The sequence below is a fragment of the Staphylococcus sp. SM3655 genome, assembly GCF_016917315.1.
Classification (GTDB): Bacteria; Bacillota; Bacilli; order Staphylococcales; family Staphylococcaceae; genus Staphylococcus; species Staphylococcus aureus.
In genome coordinates, this window is record NZ_CP070305.1 from 873,768 (window position 1) to 894,502 (window position 20,735).

At 34.0% G+C, this 20,735-nt stretch carries 18 protein-coding genes and 1 pseudogene; 12 read left to right on the forward strand and 7 right to left on the reverse strand.

All coding sequences use genetic code 11. The annotated features are described in order from the left end of the window. Positions 1-224 precede the first annotated feature (224 nt). The 3 genes from nrdD (at position 225) to JQN76_RS04260 (ending at position 2,818) form a co-directional block, all read left to right on the forward strand. On the forward strand, positions 225-2,075 hold the full coding sequence (gene nrdD, locus JQN76_RS04250; protein ID WP_001071713.1) for an anaerobic ribonucleoside-triphosphate reductase: 1,851 nt from the start codon (positions 225-227) through the stop codon (positions 2,073-2,075). Next, positions 2,072-2,608, forward strand: coding sequence for an anaerobic ribonucleoside-triphosphate reductase activating protein (gene nrdG / locus JQN76_RS04255; RefSeq protein WP_000173331.1), 537 nt, complete (start codon positions 2,072-2,074; stop codon positions 2,606-2,608). The genes nrdD and nrdG overlap by 4 nt, the downstream gene beginning before the upstream one ends. Positions 2,609-2,707: 99 nt before the next feature. After that, positions 2,708-2,818, forward strand: a complete 111-nt coding sequence (locus tag JQN76_RS04260) for a hypothetical protein (RefSeq protein WP_001790600.1) — start codon at positions 2,708-2,710, stop codon at positions 2,816-2,818. Between the two features lie 15 nt (positions 2,819-2,833). Here the strand turns inward: JQN76_RS04260 and JQN76_RS04265 are convergent, their stop codons facing one another. Continuing rightward, entirely contained in the window at positions 2,834-2,995 is a 162-nt protein-coding gene (locus tag JQN76_RS04265) for a hypothetical protein (protein ID WP_001789302.1), read from the reverse strand. Positions 2,996-3,126: 131 nt separating this feature from the next. Between JQN76_RS04265 and JQN76_RS04270 the strand changes: the two genes are divergently transcribed. Further along, positions 3,127-4,749 (forward strand): BCCT family transporter, encoded by a 1,623-nt coding sequence (locus JQN76_RS04270; protein ID WP_000711870.1) that lies wholly within the window; start codon positions 3,127-3,129, stop codon positions 4,747-4,749. Between the two features lie 263 nt (positions 4,750-5,012). Beyond that, on the forward strand, positions 5,013-5,699 hold the full coding sequence (locus tag JQN76_RS04275; RefSeq protein WP_000184400.1) for an MBL fold metallo-hydrolase: 687 nt from the start codon (positions 5,013-5,015) through the stop codon (positions 5,697-5,699). Between the two features lie 187 nt (positions 5,700-5,886). On the opposite strand, the gene cudC is transcribed toward JQN76_RS04275, so the two are convergent. Next, positions 5,887-6,450 (reverse strand): choline uptake/conversion transcriptional regulator CudC, encoded by a 564-nt coding sequence (cudC, locus tag JQN76_RS04280; RefSeq protein WP_000198598.1) that lies wholly within the window; start codon positions 6,448-6,450, stop codon positions 5,887-5,889. 88 nt (positions 6,451-6,538) lie between these two features. Further along, entirely contained in the window at positions 6,539-6,634 is a 96-nt protein-coding gene (locus JQN76_RS04285; RefSeq protein ID WP_001803568.1) for a hypothetical protein, read from the reverse strand. A 68-nt stretch (positions 6,635-6,702) separates the two neighbouring features. On the opposite strand from JQN76_RS04285, the gene betB reads away from it, so the two are divergent. From betB to mbcS, 5 genes are all read left to right on the forward strand, one after another. Next, the gene (gene betB, locus JQN76_RS04290; RefSeq protein WP_000421697.1) at positions 6,703-8,193 is read left to right on the forward strand and encodes a betaine-aldehyde dehydrogenase; all 1,491 of its coding nucleotides are present in this window, start codon (positions 6,703-6,705) and stop codon (positions 8,191-8,193) included. A gap of 260 nt (positions 8,194-8,453) precedes the next feature. Beyond that, the gene (betA, locus tag JQN76_RS04295; RefSeq protein ID WP_000066516.1) at positions 8,454-10,163 is read left to right on the forward strand and encodes a choline dehydrogenase; all 1,710 of its coding nucleotides are present in this window, start codon (positions 8,454-8,456) and stop codon (positions 10,161-10,163) included. Positions 10,164-10,440: 277 nt separating this feature from the next. Next, the gene (locus JQN76_RS04300) at positions 10,441-10,653 is read left to right on the forward strand and encodes a sterile alpha motif-like domain-containing protein (RefSeq protein ID WP_000011688.1); all 213 of its coding nucleotides are present in this window, start codon (positions 10,441-10,443) and stop codon (positions 10,651-10,653) included. A gap of 279 nt (positions 10,654-10,932) precedes the next feature. Continuing rightward, positions 10,933-11,376: an antibiotic biosynthesis monooxygenase family protein gene (locus tag JQN76_RS04305; RefSeq protein WP_001028786.1), complete on the forward strand. Its 444-nt coding sequence runs from the start codon at positions 10,933-10,935 to the stop codon at positions 11,374-11,376. Between the two features lie 193 nt (positions 11,377-11,569). After that, complete coding sequence (gene mbcS / locus JQN76_RS04310; RefSeq protein ID WP_001836725.1) at positions 11,570-13,168, forward strand: acyl-CoA synthetase MbcS; 1,599 nt, start codon at positions 11,570-11,572, stop codon at positions 13,166-13,168. Positions 13,169-13,227: 59 nt separating this feature from the next. Here the strand turns inward: mbcS and JQN76_RS04315 are convergent, their stop codons facing one another. Beyond that, positions 13,228-13,557, reverse strand: a complete 330-nt coding sequence (locus JQN76_RS04315) for a hypothetical protein (protein WP_001791980.1) — start codon at positions 13,555-13,557, stop codon at positions 13,228-13,230. A 295-nt stretch (positions 13,558-13,852) separates the two neighbouring features. On the opposite strand from JQN76_RS04315, the gene lqo reads away from it, so the two are divergent. Further along, positions 13,853-15,349 (forward strand): L-lactate dehydrogenase (quinone), encoded by a 1,497-nt coding sequence (gene lqo, locus JQN76_RS04320; RefSeq protein ID WP_001130051.1) that lies wholly within the window; start codon positions 13,853-13,855, stop codon positions 15,347-15,349. Between the two features lie 193 nt (positions 15,350-15,542). On the opposite strand, the gene JQN76_RS04325 is transcribed toward lqo, so the two are convergent. After that, positions 15,543-16,433, reverse strand: a complete 891-nt coding sequence (locus JQN76_RS04325) for a fructose bisphosphate aldolase (RefSeq protein WP_001031400.1) — start codon at positions 16,431-16,433, stop codon at positions 15,543-15,545. A gap of 122 nt (positions 16,434-16,555) precedes the next feature. Further along, the gene (locus tag JQN76_RS04330; protein WP_001237629.1) at positions 16,556-16,972 is read right to left on the reverse strand and encodes a hypothetical protein; all 417 of its coding nucleotides are present in this window, start codon (positions 16,970-16,972) and stop codon (positions 16,556-16,558) included. A 257-nt stretch (positions 16,973-17,229) separates the two neighbouring features. Between JQN76_RS04330 and JQN76_RS04335 the strand changes: the two are divergent. After that, a pseudogene (locus JQN76_RS04335) lies at positions 17,230-18,567 on the forward strand (aspartate aminotransferase family protein). A gap of 79 nt (positions 18,568-18,646) precedes the next feature. On the opposite strand, the gene JQN76_RS04340 reads toward JQN76_RS04335, so the two are convergent. Then, entirely contained in the window at positions 18,647-20,095 is a 1,449-nt protein-coding gene (locus tag JQN76_RS04340; RefSeq protein ID WP_000534428.1) for an APC family permease, read from the reverse strand. Between the last annotated feature and the right edge of the window lie 640 nt (positions 20,096-20,735).

Here is a 20,735-nt window from a genome sequence, read left to right on the forward strand (position 1 = left end):
GTCCCGGTGCAAAATGAAATAATAGTTGCATAAACATGTCGAAATGACGGACGAATCTTTAAACAATTTTAAAAATTAATGAAATAATTGTGTAGAAATATGAATTTCACTAAATGTTAATAACTTTGTGACGTTTTAGTTAACAGACTAATAAAAATTTGAAAATACTATATATAGTGGTATAACGTAATGAGTAGACACAATATATAGGAAGAAGGGGTAAAATGAATCAAATCGAAGAAGCATTAACGGGTTTGATTTCTAAAGATCCTGCTATTGTTAACGAAAATGCTAACAAAGATAGTGATACATTTTCAACAATGAGAGATTTAACAGCAGGTATCGTTTCTAAATCTTACGCATTAAATCATTTATTACCAAAGCACGTTGCAGATGCACATCAAAGAGGGGACATACATTTTCACGACTTAGATTATCATCCATTCCAACCGTTAACTAACTGTTGTTTAATAGATGCTAAAAATATGCTACATAATGGATTTGAAATAGGCAACGCGAATGTAACTTCACCAAAATCAATACAAACTGCATCAGCGCAGCTTGTACAAATTATAGCCAATGTTTCCAGCAGTCAATATGGTGGCTGTACGGTTGACCGCGTTGACGAATTACTTAGTACATATGCACGACATAATGAAGAACAACATAGGAATATCGCAAAGCAATTTGTCAAAGAATCTGAAATTGATCGTTATGTTGATCAACAAGTCACTAAAGACATCAATGATGCGATTGAAAGTTTAGAATATGAAATTAATACCTTATATACATCTAATGGACAGACACCTTTTGTAACATTAGGATTCGGCTTAGGTACAGATCATTTAAGTCGCAAAATTCAACAAGCTATCTTAAATACTCGTATCAAAGGCTTAGGAAAAGACCGCACGACAGCGATTTTCCCGAAACTTGTATTTTCAATTAAAAAAGGAACCAACTTTAGTCCGCAAGATCCGAACTATGACATTAAACAACTAGCATTAAAGTGTTCAACGAAACGTATGTACCCAGATATTTTAAATTATGACAAACTCGTAGAAATATTAGGTGATTTCAAAGCGCCAATGGGTTGTCGCTCATTTTTACCAAGTTGGAAAGATGCGGCAGGACATTTTGAAAATAATGGTCGTTGTAATCTTGGTGTTGTTACACTTAATTTACCTAGAATGGCATTAGAATCTGCCGGTAATATGACGAAATTCTGGGAAATTTTTTATGAACGTATCGATGTGTTACATGATGCATTACTTTATCGTATAAATCGTTTGAAAGATGCTGTACCGAATAACGCACCAATTTTATATAAAAGTGGCGCATTTAACTATAAATTAAAAGAAACAGATGATGTTGCTGAGTTATTTAAAAATAAACGTGCAACGATTTCAATGGGCTATATAGGGTTGTATGAAACAGCTACTGTTTTCTATGGTCCAGACTGGGAAACATCTCAAGAAGCAAAAGCATTTACGCTTGAAATTCTTAAAGAAATGAAACGTTATCAAACGAAATGGACAGAATTATATGACATTTGGTTCAGTATTTACAGTACGCCGAGTGAATCGCTAACGGATCGTTTTTGTCGTTTAGACCAAGAGAGATTTGGAGATATTAAAGACATTACAGATAAAGGATATTATCAAAACTCTTTCCATTATGATGTACGTAAAGATGTTACACCTTTTGAAAAGTTAGATTTTGAAAAAGATTATCCTTATTATGCGAGTGGTGGTTTCATTCACTATTGTGAGTATCCGAAATTGCAACACAATTTGAAAGCACTAGAAGCGGTATGGGACTACTCTTATGACAAAGTTGGTTACTTAGGTACAAATATTCCGATTGATCATTGTTATGAATGTGATTACGATGGAGATTTTGAAGCAACTGAAAAAGGATTTAAATGCCCGAACTGTGGCAATGATAATCCTAAAACAGTTGATGTCGTTAAACGAACATGTGGTTACTTAGGCAATCCAGTTCAACGTCCAGTAATTAAAGGCCGTCATAAAGAAATTTGCGCACGAGTAAAACATATGAAAGCGCCTAAAGAATGACACTTTTAGACATTAAACAAGGACAAGGTTATATTGCTAAAATAGAATCAAATAGCTTTGTTGACGGTGAAGGAGTAAGATGCAGTGTTTATGTATCAGGATGTCCATTTAATTGTGTTGGATGTTATAACAAAGCCTCACAAAAGTTCAGATATGGCGAGAAATACACTGATGAAATATTAGCAGAAATATTAGATGATTGCGATCATGATTATATATCTGGGCTAAGTCTATTAGGTGGCGAACCATTTTGTAATTTGGATATTACATTAAATCTTGTCAAAGCATTTCGAGCACGTTTTGGAAATACAAAGACAATTTGGGTATGGACTGGATTTTTATATGAATATTTAGCAAATGATTGTACAGAACGTCGAGAGTTATTATCATACATTGACGTTTTAGTAGATGGTCTATTTATACAACACTTATTCAAACCTGATTTACCATATAAAGGTTCTTTAAATCAACGCATTATAGATGTACAACAATCACTCTCGCATGCGCGTATGATTGAATATATAGTTAGTTGAATATGTATTAGAAGTCAAGGTAACATTCGTTGCCTTGGCTTCTTTTTAGGTTAGGTACATAATTGAAAGTTAATAAAAGCAATTCTTTAGAAAAATATATTGATAGAATATGACCTAACAATCATTTTGATACCAATACTAAAAGTTGCATATCCGTTTTTTAAAAAAGTTGAAAGAGAAAAGTGGTATTTTAGTGGGAAGGAAGTCTAACTTTTTGGTAGCGTTTTACAATAAATAAATATTCGTTAATAACGTATAAATATTCTTAAATGCCGTCCTAGTAAAATTTGTTAAATTCGTTAAATCATAACTTAACACTATTGTTTTAGCGCTATTAAGGTTTTGTTTATTACGGGAAAAATTATATAAATATTCAATAATTGCCAAGTTTCAAATTGTATGAAATTTGCATTATTATTAAATGTTAGTTATTGTCAATTTTGTGAATCAATATAATTATTACATTTTGAGATAAATCGAAACAGGATTCATAAAATTAATAATTAGGGGGAGCACAATTGAAAAAAGAGAAAGTTATGGACTGGACGACCTTTATAGGGACAGTAGCTGTACTTCTTTTTGCAGTTATACCTATGATGGCTTTTCCAAAAGCAAGTGAAGATATCATCACTGGTATTAATAGTGCCATTTCTGATTCAATTGGTTCGATATATTTATTTATGGGGCTGGCGATTTTTTGCTTTGTAATGTATATCGCATTTGGTAAATATGGTAATGTCACACTTGGTAAAGCAAGTGATAAACCAGAATTTAATACATTTACATGGGCGGCAATGCTGTTTTGTGCAGGCATAGGCTCTGATATTTTATACTGGGGCGTTATTGAATGGGCTTTTTACTATCAAGTTCCACCAAATGGCGCGAAAAGTATGAGTGATGAAGCACTCCAATATGCGACGCAATATGGTATGTTCCACTGGGGGCCAATTGCTTGGGCTATTTACGTTTTACCAGCATTACCAATTGGTTATTTAGTATTTGTTAAAAAACAACCGGTGTATAAAATTAGTCAAGCTTGTCGTCCGATTTTAAAAGGTCAAACAGATAAATTTGTAGGTAAAGTTGTAGATATCTTATTTATCTTTGGATTGCTAGGTGGTGCGGCAACATCACTAGCGTTAGGTGTGCCATTAATTTCTGCAGGCATAGAAAGATTAACTGGTTTAGATGGTAAAAATATGATTTTACGTTCGGCCATTTTATTAACAATCACGGTTATCTTTGCCATTAGTTCATATACAGGATTGAAAAAAGGTATTCAAAAGTTAAGTGATATCAACGTTTGGCTATCCTTTGTACTTTTAGCCTTTATATTTATTATTGGACCGACTGTTTTTATTATGGAAACGACAGTGACAGGGTTCGGAAATATGTTGAGAGATTTCTTTCATATGGCAACATGGTTAGAACCATTCGGTGGTATTAAAGGTCGAAAAGAAACGAATTTCCCACAAGACTGGACAATATTCTACTGGTCATGGTGGTTAGTATATGCGCCATTTATCGGTTTATTTATCGCTAGAATTTCAAAAGGTCGACGCCTTAAAGAAGTCGTGCTAGGAACAATTATTTATGGAACGCTTGGATGCGTATTATTCTTTGGTATTTTTGGTAACTATGCTGTGTATTTACAAATTTCTGGACAGTTTAATGTAACACAATATTTAAATACACATGGTACAGAGGCAACCATTATTGAAGTGGTGCATCATTTACCATTCCCATCATTGATGATTGTATTATTCTTAGTATCTGCTTTCTTATTCTTAGCAACAACATTTGATTCGGGTTCATATATTTTAGCGGCAGCATCTCAGAAAAAAGTGGTAGGCGAACCATTACGTGCCAATCGTTTATTCTGGGCATTTGCATTGTGCTTATTGCCATTTTCATTGATGCTAGTTGGTGGCGAACGTGCATTAGAAGTATTGAAAACTGCTTCAATACTGGCAAGTGTGCCATTAATTGTTATTTTTATTTTCATGATGATATCATTTTTAATCATTTTAGGGCGCGATAGAATTAAACTTGAAACGCGTGCTGAAAAATTAAAAGAAGTTGAACGTCGTTCATTGCGAATCGTTCAAGTATCAGAAGAAGAACAAGACGATAATTTATAATTCAAAGCGGGTCTGGGACGACGAAATGAATTTTGTGAAAATATCATTTCTGTTCCATTCCCCTTTTTTTAGTAGCATTGTAGGATGAACTTTTAGGTTTTCATTAATGTTGTACTAAAAGATTTAATTTTTTAGTGCTCCAAGTACTTATTTATTGTATGAAGCATATTCTAAATCGAAGTTTGAAAGACTCTCATTGATTATTAAATTAAATAAAGGGTATTGCGTATGTACAATTCAAATTAATCGAAGGATGAAATAAAATGACTAATCAATTTAAAAATAAACAGTCCAAATTACATGACAGTTTAGAATCCATCACAAAAAACTTATATGCGACACCTACTTCGGAACTGCCTTTTGATAATCGATTTCTATTTAAATCTTTTATTTTAAAACGTGAAACAGGTAATATTGTTATCTATCATTCCGGACACTTAGGTGACTCCCAACAAAACATTGCATCATTAGGTGGTGTTTCAAAAGTATTGATGAATCATGATCATGAATCTATAGGAGGTTCTAATCAAGTTGAAGCCCCTTACTTTATACATGAAAATGATGTGGCTGCACTGAAACATAAGATTTCTGTTCAAAAACAATTTAGTAATCGTGTAATGTTGGATAAGGATTTAGAAGTTATTCCCGCGCCTGGACATACACCAGGGACGACACTATTTTTATGGGATGATGGTCATCACCGTTACTTATTTACTGGAGATTTTATATGTTTTGAAGGGAAGAGATGGCGTACAGTTATATTAGGTTCAAGTGATAGAGAAAAATCTATTCAAAGTTTAGAGATGGTTAAAGAATTAGATTTTGATGTACTTGTACCTTGGGTTACTATCAAAGATGAACCGTTAGTTTATTTTGTAGAAAATGAATATGAAAAACGTGAACAAATACAAAATATTATTGATAGAGTACGTGAGGGCGAGAATAGCTAATTGAAATATATTGGCGAAGCAATGTAACGAATCTAAGAAAGCCCTAGAAAATACCTCCATAATTGATTGTCATATAAAACAAAAACGGTAATTTCTATTTATTGAGATAGAAATTACCGTTTATTTCGTGGACCTATTGCATTGTTTTTATCATGCATAATCATCATTGTCGTTGTTTGAGTCAATTTTAATTTTCAGAATCAGAAGGCTGTTCTGGAATTGGGAAATATTTGAAAATTTCACCGCTTTCAATCGCTTCGGTTAACTGTTCTAACCATTCGTAATAAACATGTGTATGATCAAGCTGAGCTTTAATTTTTTGTGCCTCTTGTGTTTCAGCTTCAGTTAAATCACTGCTTTCAAGTAATGGATTGATAATAGCTTGAGCATCTTTTACTGCTTCGACATTGATGTCAATTTCACGCTGAAATTTTTTAGTGAAAAAGTTTCGGAAAAAGATGAAAAAGTCTTTCTCGGCGATAAAATGTTGTTTGCGGCTTCCTCTCGTAAATTGTTGTTTAACAATATCAAATTCCTGCAATTTCTTAACGCCAGCACTCATACTTGGTTTGCTCATTTGCAATTGATGACGCATTTCATCAAGCGTCATACTGCCTTCAAACACCATAGTGCCATATAAGTTTCCTACACTTCTGTTCGTGCCATACAAATCCATTGTCTGTCCAATTGAATTAATTACAATATCTTTTGCTTGTTCTAATTGTTGCTGTTTGTTCTGAGAACGAGTCATCATTGCACCTCCGTACATCATTTTGGTCACGTTAAAATAAATACTAATACATTATAAAACCTTTTCTAAAAAAAGACATTAAAAATATTTAAAGCATTAAAGTTAAATGTTTCGTTAAATAAAAATCTAACAAACTTACAAAACTTAATTCTTGAGTTGTTTTGTAAATTGACACATTTTTCATTTCTATGCTAACATAAGTTTGTAAAATTCGTTAAATAAAAATTTAACAAACTTAACGGAGGTTGTTGAATGGAACTTTTAAAACATTTATCTCAGCGTCAATATATTGATGGTGAGTGGGTTGAAAGCGCGAATAAAAATACAAGAGATATTATCAATCCTTACAATCAAGAAGTGATATTTACGGTTTCTGAAGGAACAAAAGAGGATGCAGAACGTGCAATCTTAGCAGCAAGACGTGCGTTCGAATCTGGTGAGTGGTCGCAAGAAACTGCTGAAACAAGAGGTAAAAAAGTGCGTGCCATCGCGGACAAGATTAAAGAACATCGCGAAGCGTTAGCACGATTAGAAACATTAGATACTGGAAAAACGTTAGAAGAATCATATGCAGATATGGATGATATTCATAACGTGTTTATGTATTTTGCTGGATTAGCAGATAAAGACGGTGGCGAAATGATTGATTCACCAATTCCAGATACAGAAAGCAAAATTGTTAAAGAACCAGTAGGTGTAGTTACACAAATTACACCTTGGAATTATCCGTTATTACAAGCATCATGGAAAATTGCGCCAGCGCTTGCTACGGGTTGTTCAATAGTTATGAAACCAAGTGAAATTACACCATTAACAACGATACGTGTTTTTGAATTAATGGAAGAAGTTGGTTTCCCTAAAGGAACAATTAATCTTATTCTAGGTGCAGGTTCTGAAGTTGGTGACGTAATGTCAGGTCATAAAGAGGTTGACCTTGTATCATTTACAGGTGGCATTGAGACTGGTAAGCATATTATGAAAAATGCTGCTAATAATGTTACGAATATTGCCTTGGAACTTGGCGGTAAAAATCCAAACATTATCTTTGATGATGCTGATTTTGAATTGGCAGTAGACCAAGCGTTAAATGGTGGATATTTCCATGCAGGTCAAGTTTGTTCAGCAGGATCAAGAATATTAGTACAAAACAGTATTAAAGACAAATTTGAGCAAGCACTTATTGATCGCGTGAAAAAAATCAAATTAGGTAATGGTTTTGATGCTGATACTGAAATGGGACCAGTGATTTCAACAGAACATCGTAATAAGATCGAATCTTATATGGATGTAGCTAAAGCAGAAGGCGCAACAATTGCTGTTGGTGGTAAACGTCCAGATAGAGACGATTTAAAAGATGGTCTATTCTTCGAGCCAACAGTCATTACAAATTGTGATACGTCAATGCGTATTGTACAAGAAGAGGTTTTCGGACCTGTCGTTACTGTAGAAGGCTTTGAAACTGAACAAGAAGCGATTCAATTAGCGAATGATTCTATATATGGTTTAGCAGGTGCTGTATTTTCTAAAGATATTGGAAAAGCACAACGCGTTGCTAACAAGTTGAAACTTGGAACGGTGTGGATTAATGATTTTCATCCATATTTTGCACAAGCGCCATGGGGTGGATACAAACAATCAGGTATCGGTAGAGAATTAGGCAAAGAAGGCTTAGAAGAGTACCTTGTTTCAAAACACATTTTAACAAATACAAATCCACAATTAGTGAATTGGTTTAGCAAATAAAAATTAGATAAGGTGAGTGCCATTGTAAGAACACAAGACACTCACTTTGTTTTGTATAAGTGGCGAAATGTTGATTGATAATTTGGACTAAACGCAAAATGAATCATAGATTATTTCATGACTGTTAGTAACAATCGTAAAAGGAAAAGCGAGTGTTTTGGTTAGCTAAGTTTAGTAATTCAACGATAACCAATCAGCCACTAACAAATATTTCATGCAATACTCACTTTGAAATACAACAAACTTTGGAGGTCATAACGATGAGTAACAAAAATAAATCATATGATTATGTCATCATTGGAGGAGGCAGTGCAGGTTCTGTACTAGGTAATCGTCTGAGTGAAGATAAAGATAAAGAAGTCTTAGTATTAGAAGCGGGTCGCAGTGATTATTTTTGGGATTTATTTATCCAAATGCCTGCTGCGTTAATGTTCCCTTCAGGCAATAAATTTTACGATTGGATTTATTCAACAGATGAAGAACCACATATGGGCGGTCGTAAAGTAGCACATGCCCGAGGTAAAGTTTTAGGTGGATCAAGTTCGATTAATGGCATGATTTACCAACGTGGTAATCCAATGGACTATGAAGGCTGGGCAGAACCAGAAGGTATGGAAACTTGGGATTTTGCGCACTGTTTACCGTATTTTAAAAAATTAGAAAAAACATACGGTGCAGCGCCTTATGATAAATTTAGAGGCCATGATGGACCAATTAAGTTAAAACGAGGGCCAGCAACGAATCCTTTATTCCAGTCATTCTTTGATGCAGGTGTTGAAGCAGGCTATCATAAAACACCTGATGTGAATGGATTTAGACAAGAAGGTTTTGGACCGTTCGATAGTCAAGTACATCGTGGTCGCCGAATGTCAGCTTCAAGAGCATATTTACATCCAGCTATGAAGCGTAAAAACTTAACCGTTGAAACACGTGCCTTTGTAACTGAAATTCATTTTGAAGGTAGAAGAGCAACTGGTGTTACGTATAAGAAAAATGGCAAATTACATACCATCGATGCTAATGAAGTCATTTTGTCTGGTGGGGCATTCAATACGCCACAATTACTGCAATTATCTGGTATCGGTGATTCAGAGTTCCTAAAATCAAAAGGCATTGAGCCACGTGTTCATTTACCTGGTGTGGGTGAAAACTTTGAAGATCACTTAGAGGTATACATACAACATAAATGTAAGGAACCTGTATCATTACAGCCAAGCTTAGATATCAAGCGCATGCCATTTATTGGTTTACAATGGATTTTCACACGTACAGGTGCAGCAGCATCTAACCATTTTGAAGGTGGCGGATTTGTACGTTCAAATAACGAAGTTGATTATCCTAACTTAATGTTCCATTTCTTACCAATAGCTGTAAGATATGATGGTCAAAAGGCAGCGGTCGCACATGGTTATCAAGTTCACGTAGGACCAATGTATTCAAACTCTCGTGGTAGCTTGAAAATCAAATCTAAAGATCCATTCGAAAAACCAAGTATCCGCTTTAATTATTTATCAACAGAAGAAGATAAAAAAGAATGGGTAGAAGCAATTCGTGTAGCAAGAAATATCTTATCTCAAAAAGCAATGGATCCATTCAATGGTGGAGAAATTTCACCAGGACCAGAAGTGCAAACAGACGAAGAAATTCTTGATTGGGTTCGTAGAGATGGTGAAACAGCATTACACCCATCTTGTAGTGCTAAAATGGGTCCTGCTTCAGATCCAATGGCAGTAGTTGACCCGTTAACAATGAAAGTCCACGGTATGGAAAATTTACGTGTAGTTGATGCATCCGCTATGCCACGTACGACAAATGGCAATATACACGCACCTGTTTTAATGTTAGCTGAAAAAGCAGCAGACATTATACGTGGCAGAAAGCCTTTAGAGCCACAATATATTGATTATTATAAGCATGGTGTTCATGATGAAAATGAAGGTGCAATCGAAGTAAAACCATACGCTAAATAAATTTATATAGTAGACTCTTAGTCTGGCATCTATTGTATTGGTGCCAGGCTTTTTTGCGTTTTATCTAAATGAGAAGTTAATGTGTTGTTCAAAAACGGTGTGTGAGTATATGAACTGAAAATAGAGTTAATTGTACATTGTGATGATTAATTGACCTAATTGGCAGACATTAAAAGAGTGCACAACCTTAAAAAGTTCACTAAATAGACATTTAATTGTGTTTTCTTGAAAGCTTTCGTGGTAGGATTTATATAAGTAAATTGAGAGAAGGAATACTATGAGCTTTTACGAATATATACAAACATTTAAAGATGATAAAACACCATTAGGCGAATTAGCGATTTGGATTAAAGAAGATGATTCATTCCCAAAACAAGAGAAGCTAACAGAAAACATTTTGTCTTATTTTCATCAAATGTCCAATATAGATCATGAGTTTTTAGAAATTGTAAAAAGATCACTTTCTCTGTATGATCAATTAAAATCGTAAAATCAGAAATAAAGTTAGCTAAAATAAAAGGCCGGTGATTTCACAGATGAAGTTGTCGGCTATTTTCATGACTAATGTTAAATAATGATCATGAAATTGAAGACACAAAAATAGTGGGCGACTCCTGTCCCCATTTGCATGAAATATTAATACTTTTTACAAAGTCTTATCTTTTAAAAAGAAGCCAAACTATGATTGTAATTAATAAATACGGGAATGAATTAGTAATAGATATAAAGTAATATGACCAAAAATATAAATGAAATGAAGGCATTTATTATGAACATTTATGATGAATATAGAAGTTATGTAATAGAAGAACTGGATGATTGTCTCACAATACAAAAAAATAATGACACTGCATATTACGATGTGCTAGAAGCGATAAATGATTTATCAAATGATTCATTATGTGTGTTAAATCATTTATATATTAACGAAGGACAAGAAGAAACATTCGAGCAAAAATTTTTGCGACGTAATAAGCATTTAAAAAACGTTGATGGATTTAAAGCATTAAGGTTTTTAAGACCTAGAACAGCTGGTAGACACTATATCATTATTACGCTGTGGGAAAATAGGCAAGCATTTTATCATTGGCAAAATTCAGCTGAGTACAAGCATACACACAAGCATCGTGGCACTTCGAAAGGTGCAGATGTAAAAATAATTAATCGTGAATTATCATACAATATTCGTATTGAATTAGCTGATATGGTCTAGCCCGAGATATCAACCCTCAATCATTTGAAAGTCCTTGAATGCTACGTCATGTCAAAGTGTAGTGTCGAGGACTTTGGTATTTAACCCTATTTAATTGAAAATTCTGTAAAGATAGGCGTATGATATATATAATTCATTTATAAAATTACAATGTTCATCACAGGAAAAGTGGATGTATGAAAGGAAGTTAGTTATGCAAAAGTCAGCTCTATTCGCGCCTGAAAAATATAACATTATTTCGGAAATCGAAAAATATAGCCACATACCAGATAAAAAGGCAATTCTATATCATAATACTGAAGGCGAAGATATATCAGTCACTTACCAACAGCTCATTGAACAGTCTAATAAAGTAGGTAATGTTTTAGCATCGCACGGTTTATCTAAAAGCGATAAAGTACTCATTATGATGCCACGATCTATTGCGACGTATGAATTATATATTGCTGCTTTAAAATTAGGTGTTGCAATCATTCCATGTTCTGAAATGCTAAGAACTAAAGATTTACAATACCGTATCACGCACGGTGAAATAAATGCAGTTATTGCACTAGAGCCATTCACAGTTGAATTTGAAAAAATTAAAGAATATGATGCGTTAACTAAATTTGTTATTGCCGGTCAAAAAGATGGATGGATTTCACTTGAAGCTGAAAAAGAAAACGCAAGTAACAAACTAGAAATGGCAGATACGACGCGTGATGATATGGCGATTCTGTCATATACATCTGGTACAACTGGCAATCCTAAAGCCGTTACACATTGTCATGGATGGGGATTTGCACATTTACAAATGGCACCAAAACATTGGTTATGTATTAATGAAGATGACTTAGTTTGGGCAACAGCAGCACCAGGTTGGCAAAAATGGGTATGGAGTCCTTTCTTATCTGTATTAGGTTCAGGTGCAACTGCTTTTGTATTTAATGGAAGGTTCAGTCCTGAAACATACTTAGAATTGCTTCAAAAATATCAAATTAATGTTTTATGTTGTACACCGACAGAATATCGTATGATGGCTAAATTACAGAACTTAAATGATTATGACTTAACGCATTTACATAGTGCCGTTTCTGCAGGTGAGCCACTAAATCGAGAAGTAGTTGAACAATTCAAGAAATACTTTAATTTAACTGTAAGAGATGGATATGGACAGACTGAAAGTACCTTGCTTATAGGCTTTTTAAAAGATACACCACAGAGGATTGGATCAATGGGTAAAGGCATTCCGGGTAGTTCGGTCACTGTAGTAGATGATGAGGGGAATAGCGTACCTGCTAATACGAAAGGGAATATTGCAGTACCACTTGATTTGCCAGCACTTTTCAAAGGGTATTATAAAGAGCCAGAACGTACGGCGAAAGCGCAAACAGGTAAATACTACATCACTGGTGACTTAGCTCATGTAGATGATGATGGTTATTTCTGGTTTGAAGGACGTCGAGATGACATTATTATTAGTTCAGGCTATACGATTGGGCCTTTTGAAGTTGAAGATACGTTAACGAATCATCCAGCCGTTAAAGAATGTGCTGTAGTAGCAAAGCCTCATGATATACGAGGAAATATTGTTAAAGCATTCGTTATTTTACAGGACCATACTGCGGGTGATGATACGTTAGTTAAAGAACTACAACAATTTGTTAAAAATGAAGTTGCACCATATAAATATCCGAGAGAGATTGAATTCGTTGACGACTTACCAAAAACAAACTCAGGTAAAATTCGTCGTGTTGAACTACGAGATTCTGAAATAGAAAAATGGCAACAACAAAAAGATAGCAATCAATAAACATAGCAAAGCAGTCCAATGCGTAAGGTATGATGATACGCACTGGACTGCTTGTTTATTTATGATGTTCTTTGTCGTCTAGTTATAAATATTAAAATTAGTTTAGAAACAAGCGCAACCAGTATTAAGAATGAGAAAATATAAGATGTTAAACCTCGAATATCCCAGTTTAATAAAAACACATTACTATCACCGGCATTAAGTTGAAACTCAGTATGTGTTAGAACGATAATTACAATACCTATAAGTGCAAGATTCAAAATAATTTTCAATATTAAAGGTAATTGTAATGTTTTTCTTGGATGCAGATATTGAATCTCCTTTTTATGATTGATTTTACACTTATATTGTATCAAAATAGAGTATAGGTTTAAAATGCTATAAGCCAAATGTAGATTAAAACAATCGTTAGCTATTTGTTGTCAAATAATTATGATTGATTTGATATTTATCTTCTATGAATAAAAGATTTAATATATTGCAAAGTTAATGAATAATTATAATTTACATTTACCACTGCTTGCTTTAACATATACATGTAAGCACTAACTATAGTATTTTGTTACAGCGTATCAATTAAAACAGGAAGTTATCTATGGCGTTGATATTTTAAAGAAATATGTCAGTTTTATGTAACTTTCATATTGATGATACACATTTACAATTTTTGGAGAGGTGAAACCAATGGCTAAGTCTAATAGTAAAGACATCGTTTTAATTGGAGCCGGTGTACTTAGCACAACATTTGGTTCAATGTTAAAAGAAATTGAGCCAGACTGGAATATCCACGTTTACGAACGCTTGGATCGTCCTGCAATCGAAAGTTCAAACGAAAGAAATAATGCTGGTACGGGTCATGCAGCATTATGTGAGTTGAACTACACAGTTTTACAACCTGATGGTTCTATCGACATCGAAAAAGCGAAAGTGATTAACGAAGAGTTTGAGATTTCAAAACAATTCTGGGGTCACTTAGTGAAAAGCGGTAGCATCGAGAACCCAAGAGAATTTATCAATCCATTACCACACATCAGTTATGTTAGAGGTAAAAACAATGTTAAATTCTTAAAAGATCGTTACGAAGCGATGAAAGCTTTCCCTATGTTCGATAATATCGAATATACTGAAGACATCGAAGTAATGAAAAAATGGATTCCATTGATGATGAAAGGCCGTGAAGATAACCCTGGTATCATGGCGGCAAGTAAAATTGACGAAGGTACAGATGTAAACTTCGGTGAATTAACACGTAAAATGGCTAAAAGTATTGAAGCACATCCAAATGCTACAGTGCAATTTAACCATGAAGTTGTTGATTTTGAACAATTATCAAATGGTCAATGGGAAGTTACTGTTAAAAATCGCCTAACTGGTGAGAAATTCAAACAAGTAACTGACTATGTATTCATCGGTGCTGGCGGTGGAGCGATTCCATTATTACAAAAAACAGGTATCCCTGAAAGTAAACATTTGGGTGGATTCCCTATCAGTGGTCAATTCTTAGCTTGTACAAACCCACAAGTTATTGAACAACACGATGCCAAAGTTTATGGTAAAGAGCCACCTGGTACACCACCAATGACTGTACCTCATTTAGATACGCGTTACATTGACGGCCAAAGAACATTATTATTTGGACCATTTGCTAATGTTGGACCTAAATTCTTGAAAAATGGTTCTAACTTAGATTTATTCAAGTCTGTTAAAACATACAACATTACAACTTTATTAGCAGCAGCAGTTAAAAACTTACCTTTAATTAAATACTCATTTGACCAAGTGATTATGACAAAAGAAGGTTGTATGAACCATTTACGTACTTTCTATCCAGAAGCACGTAATGAAGATTGGCAATTATACACTGCTGGTAAACGTGTACAAGTTATCAAAGATACACCTGAACACGGTAAAGGATTCATCCAATTCGGTACAGAAGTGGTTAACTCACAAGACCACACTGTAATCGCATTATTAGGTGAATCACCAGGGGCTTCAACTTCAGTTTCAGTTGCGTTAGAAGTATTAGAACGTAACTTCCCTGAATACAAAACTGAATGGGCACCTAAAATCAAGAAAATGATTCCATCATACGGTGAATCATTAATTGAAGACGAAAAATTAATGAGAAAAATCCGTAAACAAACTTCAAAAGACTTAGAATTAGGTTACTACGAAAACTAAATTCTAATAGCTATATTTAAAATCGGACAACTGAGAAATCTTAAAGATTTTTCAGCTGTCCGATTTTTTTACGTAATCTAATACATACGGCAAAATCAACTTTAATCAAAAAAGACTCATACACAATGCCATTAAAGCACATGTATGAGTCCTTTTTAGTAGTTTATATCAAAAAATACGTTTAATGCATAAATTAGTTTTTGTTTACAGAAGCATCGTAAATTGATTCTACAGCATCACCTAAAGCTTTATCGAATTCTTCTTTAGATTGATCAGCTCTTAAATCACTAGCTAATGCACGTGAGAAACTTGCGATAAGTTCATCGTTATCTTTAAGTAATTCATTTGCTTTTTCTCTGCTGTAACCACCTGATAATACAACGACACGAACAACATTAGGATGTTCAGCTAACTCTTTGTATAAGTTTGGTTCAGTAGGAATTGTTAATTTCAACATTACTAATTGATCAGCATTTAAGCTATCTAAACCTTTTTTAAGTTCAGCTTTTAATACTTTTTCAATTTCAGCTTTATCTTTTGCATTAATATTAACTTCTGGTTCGATAATTGGAACTAAACCTTTAGCAATAATTTGTTTAGCAACTTCAAATTGTTGTTCAACAACGTCTTTGATACCTTGCTCATTTAATTCTAAAATGTTAGAACGCATTTTTGTACCAAAAATGTGACGTTCGTTTGCACGGTCTAATAAACTGTCTAAGTTGTCGATTGGTTTCATTAATTGAACACCATTTTGCTCTTCAGCAAGACCTTTGTCTACTTTTAAGAACGGAACAACACCTTTATCAGCTAAGTAATCTGCAGTGTATTTGCCTTCTACTTCGCGATCCATTGTTTGTTCGAAAAGAATAGCACCCAAAATTTTATCTGGTGAGAATGAAGGTGAAGTTACCACACGTGTACGCATATCGTGAACAAGTTGGAACATTTCGTCTTCATTGCTATATTGATCTTCGTCTACACCATATTCTTTAAGTGCTTTTGGTGTACTACCACCACTTTGGTCTAATGCGGCAATAAAGCCTTTTCCATTTTTCATTTTTTCTAATTGCTCTTTATTCATACTTTCCACTCCTTAACTTTTCAATACACCTCCAGTATGATAAAAATGAGAACATTTCTCAAGTCATAAACCTTGAAAAGTGTATAAAATGTGAAAAATAATTGTCAGTTTAATTAAAAATATTATTTTATTCTAGGTATGACTAACGCCATTAATGACATAAAGAAAATATGTGTAATAATCCAACCGATTAATTCTGTCACACTAAATTGAAAAATTGGACGTTGCGCAATAAATACTAAAAAGGGATACAATGCTATAAATAAGAAAAATAAAGGGATATAACATAGATAGTAAAGCCTTTTAGAAGTATGAAACAGCAACACAAATACAAAATAAATGACGCTACCAATTAGTAAGTGACATATTATTTCTAGAATATATGGTGTATTGTCAGAAGGAATTAGAAAATCTAAATTCAATAATAAAGCTTTTAAATGTGATTGATTGCTTATTAAGTCAAACAACATGGTCATCCATAGCAACATGAATGATATGAAAATAGCAGCAATGAAATGGAACAATACTTTTAAACGCATTCGTATCACCTCAGAGTCAAATGGAATATAGTAAACAATTCCCTAATCGAACAAAATTATGCGCATAAACAAAGTAGATTGATATAAAATTCTTAATTATCAGAATATATTTACAAATCTGAATTTTATTAGTATATTGGATAGTATTCATAGAGGCATGACGGTATTTGAGCAGGATTTTAAATCGGATTTTATAATCGATTTAAGAGAGGCCACTTTGCTTGCACATTAATACTGTCAATGGGAGGGGAATGTATATGAGTAAAGCACATCAATTAATTCAAGAGGATGAACATTATTTTGCGAAATCAGGACGTATTAAATATTATCCGTTAGTGATTGATCATGGATATGGAGCAACATTGGTTGATATTGAGGGGAAGACATATATCGATTTGTTATCGAGTGCGAGTTCTCAAAACGTAGGTCATGCACCTAGAGAAGTAACAGAAGCGATAAAGGCACAAGTTGATAAATTTATTCATTATACACCAGCATATATGTATCATGAACCGTTGGTACGTTTAGCTAAGAAGCTTTGTGAGATTACACCTGGAGATTTTGAAAAAAGAGTGACCTTCGGATTAACCGGATCAGACGCAAATGATGGCATCATTAAATTTGCCAGAGCATATACAGGGCGTCCTTATATCATTAGTTTCACTAATGCATATCATGGTTCAACTTTTGGCTCATTGTCTATGTCAGCTATTAGTTTAAATATGCGCAAACATTATGGTCCGTTATTGAATGGTTTTTATCATATTCCGTTTCCAGATAAATATCGTGGTATGTACGAGCAGCCACAAGCTAATTCAGTAGAAGAATATTTAGCACCCTTAAAAGAAATGTTTGCGAAATATGTACCTGCTGACGAAGTAGCATGTATTGTTATTGAAACGATACAAGGCGATGGTGGACTTTTAGAACCAGTTCCAGGGTATTTTGAAGCGTTAGAAAAGATTTGTCGTGAACATGGTATTTTAATCGCTGTCGATGATATTCAACAAGGTTTTGGGCGAACAGGTACATGGAGTTCAGTCTCGCATTTTAATTTTACGCCTGATTTAATCACTTTCGGAAAATCCTTAGCAGGTGGTATGCCTATGTCAGCAATTGTTGGACGCAAAGAGATTATGAATTGTTTAGAAGCACCAGCACATTTATTTACAACAGGTGCTAATCCAGTTAGTTGTGAAGCTGCATTAGCCACAATTCAAATGATTGAAGATCAGTTGCTTCTTCAGGCTAGTGCGGAAAAAGGGGAATATGTTAGGAAACGAATGGATCAATGGGTATCTAAATACAATAGTGTAGGCGATGTTAGAGGTAAAGGTCTGAGCATTGGTATTGATATTGTTTCCGACAAAAAACTCAAAACACGTGATGCCAGTGCGGCACTTAAAATTTGTAATTACTGCTTTGAGCATGGCGTAGTTATTATAGCTGTAGCAGGAAATGTGTTGCGATTCCAACCGCCATTGGTGATAACATAAGAGCAATTAGACACGGCGTTAAACACTATAGAAGATGCACTGACTGCTTTGGAAGCAGGTAACTTAGATCAATATGACATATCTGGACAAGGTTGGTAATAGCGATTATCTTAATATAAAATAAAAAATCATTTCCACATCTGGATGTTAATCAGATGGGAAATGATTTTTTTGATTTTTATTTTGGTGGGTGGTATTCAGCTACGTCATTTTTCTTAGAATGTCTAAGTCCATAACTTAAATATAGAATGATACCAACAATAAACCAAATTAAAGTGTATAATTTCGCTTCGAATCCTAATCCCCAGAATACTAGCAATACTAAAACAAATGTAACTGCTGGTAACACAGGATATAAAGGTAATTTAAATGCAGGAATTGGTAGATCTTTACCTTCACGCTTTCTCAAACGATACATTGCTAATGAAACGAACATAAATGCAACAAGTGTACCGGCTGAAATTAATTGTGCTAAAAATGCGAATGGGAACATAGAACCAATTAAAACACCAATAATAGTAAGTATAACTAGTGCGCGATTAGGTAAATGTTTGTCGTTTAAATGGCTTAACCATGAAGGTAATAAGCCGTCACGTCCAAATGAATAAAGTAAACGTGAGCCTGCTAACATCATACCAATTAATGCTGTAAACATACCGATAACAGAGATAGCTTGAACAATAGCTGCTACAACACCATGACCACTTTGACGTAAAGCCCAACCAACAGGTTCAGCATTGTTTGCGTATTGTGAGTAATGGAACATACCAACTAACACAAGTGCTACAGCAATAAATAATACGATAGCAACACTTAAAGAACCAAGAATACCTCTAGGCATTGTCTTTTGAGGGTCAAGTGCTTCTGCTGAGTTTGCTGCGATAGAATCGAAACCGATATACGCTAAGAAAATCATTGAAACACCAGCATATATGCCTTGCCAACCACCAAAGTCACCTGTAGCAGTTACTTTGTGTTCTGGAATAAATGGTACATAGTTACTAACATTTATTGCTGTTAAACCTACGATTACAAATAAAATAATAGCTAATACTTTTAAAATAACTAAAATGTTTTCCATACGTGCTGCTTCTGACATACCACGTGATAGTAATAATGCAGTTAATAAAATAACGATAGCAGCAATAATATCGATAAAACCGCCATTCGTACCAAATGGATTTGATAATGCTGCAGGTAATTCGATGCCAATTGGTTTCACAAGTCCGCGTAAATTCGCTGAGAATCCTGATGCAACAAAGGCTACGGCGATAAAATATTCAGCTAATAGAGCCCAACCGGCAACCCATCCAAAAAATTCACCAAATAATACATTGACCCAAGAATAGGCTGAACCTGCAAATGGCATAGCGGCAGCCATTTCTGCATAAGTAAATGCAACTAAACCAGCAACAATAGCAGCGAGTAAGAATGATAACGCAACGGCCGGTCCTGCATGTTCTGCAGCAACAATGCCAGGTAGCGTAAAGATAGATGTCGATACAATTGTTCCTACACCTAAAGCTAAGAAATCACGCACCCGAAGTGTACGCTTTAAATGACCATCTTTATTTTGATAGATAGCCGGATCCTCTTTTCGTGCTATTTTATTGAAAAAACTTCCCATAAACTTTCCTCCCAAACATTCATAAACAATTCTATACGGTGTTTTTTAATATGTTATATCATAGCACAAATAATCAATATTTTGTCTAAAAATTCTGAAAAATCACAACTTTATGTTACGTATTAATGACTTGTCTTGATAACATCCATAGATTTTTTAAATGATAAAACTGATTATAACAGATATTAAATGAATAAGTACTATTTTTTGCTAATTTTCTAACAATTTTGCACATTATATTTTTAAAATCAATTTCATGTTTATGTCTGATTGGCTAGTTTGTATGAAATGTAATCCTTTGACTATAAAAAGATGCATCAAATATGATGAGGGTAAGGCGGAAAATAGGAGGTTATATAGTAAGTCATTTAAGTCGAATAGCCATCCTTTTTAAAATGAAAAAAATAGAAAGCTCAATAGTTTGTTAAAGCCTTTAAATAGCGTCATTACGCAATTTTAGAATGCTAAAAATTGTCACAAATTTCAAATTACGTGCTAAAGCTTGAGATATCAATATTTATTGGCGTTAGAGTGTAATTTGACTCCGCTTACATCTCAGTTTTATGTTTGTAATTTGGTAGCATAATATTATAATAAAATAAAATTGTTAATCTTTAATTTCAGTATAGATATTTTTACG